4 protein-coding genes are annotated in these 4355 nt (G+C 46.3%); 1 reads left to right on the top strand and 3 read right to left on the bottom strand.

The features are described from left to right. Window positions 1-162 precede the first annotated feature (162 nt). Window positions 163-831, top strand: a complete 669-nt coding sequence (gene ykgH / locus ABZJ92_RS20715) for a protein YkgH (protein WP_000003122.1) — start codon at window positions 163-165, stop codon at window positions 829-831. A 242-nt stretch (window positions 832-1073) separates the two neighbouring features. Here the strand turns inward: ykgH and ABZJ92_RS20710 are convergent, their stop codons facing one another. From ABZJ92_RS20710 to ABZJ92_RS20700, 3 genes are read right to left on the bottom strand one after another with little or no spacing between them, the layout of a single operon-like run. Further along, window positions 1074-1769 (bottom strand): LutC/YkgG family protein, encoded by a 696-nt coding sequence (locus ABZJ92_RS20710; protein WP_000370403.1) that lies wholly within the window; start codon window positions 1767-1769, stop codon window positions 1074-1076. After that, window positions 1762-3189: a LutB/LldF family L-lactate oxidation iron-sulfur protein gene (locus ABZJ92_RS20705; RefSeq protein WP_000023933.1), complete on the bottom strand. Its 1428-nt coding sequence runs from the start codon at window positions 3187-3189 to the stop codon at window positions 1762-1764. The genes ABZJ92_RS20710 and ABZJ92_RS20705 overlap by 8 nt, the downstream gene beginning before the upstream one ends. Before the next feature lie 10 nt (window positions 3190-3199). Continuing rightward, window positions 3200-3919 (bottom strand): (Fe-S)-binding protein, encoded by a 720-nt coding sequence (locus tag ABZJ92_RS20700; RefSeq protein WP_001102097.1) that lies wholly within the window; start codon window positions 3917-3919, stop codon window positions 3200-3202. Window positions 3920-4355: the final 436 nt, after the last annotated feature.

Here is a 4355-nt window from a genome sequence, read left to right as displayed (position 1 = left end):
GATGGAAATGGAAGCCACGCAAGCACCTTAAAATCACCATCATACACTAAATCAGTAAGTTGGCAGCATTACCGGTTTTTTGCTGATATTTAACCCGAACATTCCTGATACAGACTATTAATACAACATTATCTGCGACAGATTTTATTTTCTGGATATATTATGAGTGAACAAATCAAACAGGATATCGATCTGATTGAGATTTTATTTCATCTGAAGAAAAAGATTCGTGTTATCCTTTTTATTATGGCTATCTGTATGGCAATGGTGCTGTTGTTTCTGTATATCAATAAAGACAATACAAAAGTGATTTACAGCCTTAAAATAAACCAGACAACGCCAGGTATACTTGTTAGCTGTGATAGCAATAATAATTTTGCCTGTCAGACCACAATGACTGAAGATGTTATTCAGCGAATTACTACATTTTTTCAGACCAGCCCAGATATCAAGAACAGAGAAATAAGGCTGGAATGGTCAGGAGATAAGAGAGATTTACCAACTGCTGAAGAGGAAATATCTCGCGTGCAGGCGTCTATTATCAAATGGTATGCGTCAGAATACCATAATGGCAGGCAAGTTCTCGATGAGATACAAACGCCTTCAGCAATTAACAGTGAGCTTTATACAAAAATGATATACCTGACCAGGAACTGGTCATTGTATCCGAACGGTGATGGCTGTGTAACTATAAGCTCACCAGAAATAAAAAATAAATACCCTGCTGCCATTTGCCTGGCTCTGGGATTTTTTCTAAGCATTGTAATTTCTGTAATGTTTTGCCTTGTCAAAAAAATGGTAGATGAATACCAACAAAACTCTGGGCAGTAATAAACAGCATTCTGATAGAGAGTGCCTGTATAAAGCTGAAGTGACAATGACCGGGAAGGGAACCCGTTTTCAGGAATGGATGCCTGTCTTTTTCACTGTAAATATCCTGGCATTACTAATGCCTGGATATTTACAGAAGAGCAGCATAACCATGACGGAACGGGGTTAAGTCAGGTTGTCCTTAACGCTATTTTCAACCTCGTATGCCTTCTTCAGGTTTATGTTCAGATCTCATATCTCTCTCAGCAATCCTCAATAATCAGATACACCGCTTTCACCGGACCATGAACCCCGACGACTTTGATAAGCTCAATATCCGCCGTTGAGCTGGGACCACTGATGATGTTAATACATGACGGCATTCGTTCACCGGCCTGCGCTTTCTGATGCAATTTTTCTGCGAGTTGCGCTACACGCGGCAGGATTGTGCTTTTACGCAGGATAAAAAGAGAAGATTCCGGGAGCAGGCTCAATGAACGCCCGCGCTCGGCGGCGGAAAAAAGAACCACGCCTCCCGATTCGGTTAAACCATATTCAGCATACACGACACCCACTTTAGCCTGCTCTGCCTGCGAGATATTCTCGGCACCTTTCGCCGGATCCCAAACAACGGCATTGCATTCCTGCTGCAAACGTTCACTAATCCCCAATTCCTCCAGCCTCGTGTCACCGCTAATCACGACCGACTGATCTCCCAGCTCTTTACACAGACGTATTGCAGCTTCTGCCGCCTTCGCCTCGCTGGTCAGCTCACAGCGCGTCAACATAACATCGCTGGCAAACTGAATAAACGCGTCACAGCGCTGCTGTTGGTTAAGTTGGGTAAGCCGCTCGTTAGCATAGTTGTTAAGCGGCGCATCTTCTGCTTGCGGTTCAAGTCGCAGCGGGCGACCCAGTGCCTGAGCAACGTTATTCAAAAATTCGCTCCGATTATCCATTCTTTTTCTCCTGCGCCTGATGTTTCTTAAACCAACTACGGAAACTCTCTCCGTCAGCTTCAGGAAGATCGCGTGCTTCCATCCAGTCGCTAATCGCGCCAAATTTGAGTGGTGTTTTGCCGCCATTGATAAACCAGCTTGCCGCATGAGCGCCGGCCATCATCCCGACTTTCCACAATCCTGGATGACTATTGGCATAAGCGAACATTTTTATCGCCCGTTGCTCTGCTTTTGCGGTGATCCCTTTTTCAGCCATCACCCGACGATGACGCAAAATCAGTTTTGACAGCGGAATACGCACCGGACACACGCTGTCACAAGCAGTGCATAAAGAGCAGGCGTAGGGTAAATCTTTAAAATCTTTATAGCCGCCAAGTAGCGGAGAAATCACCGCACCAATTGGCCCTGGATAAATAGAGCCATATCCATGACCGCCAATATGGCGATATGCCGGACAAGTATTCATACAAGCCCCGCAGCGAATACAGCGCAGCACATCCCGAAATTCAGAGGCCAGCACCTCAGAACGCCCGTTATCGACAATAACCAGATGAAACTCTTCAGGACCATCAACGTGCCCCGCTTCGCGCGGCCCTGTCAGCCAGGTGTTGTATCCCGTCAAACGTGCACCAACGGCACTGCGCGCCAGCATGGTGATCAATACATCTACCTCGGCAAACGTGGGGGCAATACGCTCCATTCCCATCACTGCAATATGCGTTTTAGGCAGCGTGGTACACATTCGCGCATTACCTTCATTGGTCACCAGGCATACCGAACCGGTCTCTGCCACCGCGAAATTACAGCCGGTAATACCTATTTCAGCACTGAGGAAATCTTCACGGATTTTTTGCCGGATGAATAAGGTCATCGCTTCAGGCGTTTCCGGCCCCTCATAGCCCAGACGTTCGTGTAGCACTCGACGGATCTGATGGCGATCTTTATGAATTGCCGGGACCACAACATGAGATGGCGGATCTTGATCCAGCTGGAGAATATATTCACCCAGATCGGTTTCAATCACCTGAATGCCAGCATCCTGCAACACATGATTGACACCAATCTCTTCGGTCACCATCGATTTAGATTTCACCACCTTCCGGGCATTTTTGCGTTGGGCAACCTGTAAAATGTAGCGGGTAGCGTCTTCTTTGGTTTTTGCAAAATAGACGTGACCGCCGTTTTGCGTCACTTTTTCTGAGAGCTGGTACAGATAAGCGTCGAGATTACTCAGAACATGATCACGTATCTGGGCGGCCCGATCGCGCCACTCCTCCCAGTGCCCCAATTCATCGACCATTTTTTGCCGATTTGCCCCAATACGCTGCTGCGCGCTTGCCACCGCTTTGCGCATGATCGGATCTTCAATTTGCTGACGGATGCGTGTCTTAAAATCTGTATTACTGGTTTTGATCGACATCTTTATATCCTCAGCGGCTCATCAACACTTCAGCAATATGCATCACTTTGACTTTCTGCCCTTCCCGTTGTAATCGCCCACTGATGTTCAGCAGGCAACTCACGTCAGCACCAATTAAATACTCAGGGCGGACTTCCATCAGGTGCACAACCTTTTCTTTCACCATCTCGCCGGATATTTCGGCCATTTTGACCGAGAACGTGCCGCCAAATCCGCAGCAGGTATCCTGTTCAGCAAAGGTCAACAGCTCCAGTCCACGCACATTTTTCAGCAGCGTAAGTGGCTCGTCCTTCACTCCCAGCTTACGGGCCAGGCTACAAGATGGGTGATACACAGCTCTCCCTTGCAAACTGGCACCTACATCGACTACCCCTAATTTATTAACAATAAAAGAGGTGAGATCCTGCATACGCGCGGCAACCTTTTCGGCACGTGATGCCCATTCAGGTTCATCCGCCAGATACGTCGGGTAACTTTTTATGGCATAGGTGCAAGAGCCAGCCGGTGAAATAATGGGATCGTCGTTATCCTCCAGTGCGGCGATCAGATTTTTCATCCCTGGAATCGCTTCTTTGATATAACCGCTATTGATCGCAGGCTGACCGCAGCATCCCTGTTTCTCCGGGAAATTTACGCGACAGCCGAGTTTTTCCAGTAGCAGCACGGAGTCTCGTGCCATTCTTGATTTCAGGGCGTCACCAATACAGGTGACAAAGAAATTGACATTCACAACTAATACTCCATTACTTCATGCCCATTTATGCCCGATGTTTCCCCCCCACCGGGGGATCAATCATCAATAAATATGGCGTTCTTTTTTAATTGGCTAGCAACATACCACCCCTCATTTGTATGACAAATGATAATCTTTCATCCAAACTTCAAATGCAATAACTAATTTTATTTCTTTCGGCATCGCTCACATTTTATGGGGAAATCGACGATCATTTTTGGCATAAGAAATCCATTTAAAAATGGCTACATCCCTTATACCTATTCAGAGCTACTTATTCAGGGGTTATTGAGATATACACTGATGGTGTACAAAAAAATCACCGACAATAATCACGTATCAAGTAATAGTCGGAATTTTGGTAATGCTGCCAACTTACTGATTTAGTGTATGATGGTGATTTTAAGGTGCTTGCGTGGCTTCCATTTCCATC

Origin of the sequence: Shigella sp. FJ200513 (assembly GCF_040495915.1) — a bacterium.
Taxonomy (GTDB): Bacteria; Pseudomonadota; Gammaproteobacteria; order Enterobacterales; family Enterobacteriaceae; genus ECMA0423.
This window is presented reverse-complemented; position numbering and strand designations above follow the sequence as displayed.

What these genes read in the sequence shown, in the direction of transcription:
- ykgH (WP_000003122.1), top strand. Translation starts at nt 163, where the DNA reads ATGAGTGAACAAATCAAACAGGATATCGATCTGATTGAGATTTTATTT.
- ABZJ92_RS20710 (WP_000370403.1), bottom strand. Translation starts at nt 1,769, where the DNA reads ATGGATAATCGGAGCGAATTTTTGAATAACGTTGCTCAGGCACTGGGT.
- ABZJ92_RS20705 (WP_000023933.1), bottom strand. Translation starts at nt 3,189, where the DNA reads ATGTCGATCAAAACCAGTAATACAGATTTTAAGACACGCATCCGTCAG.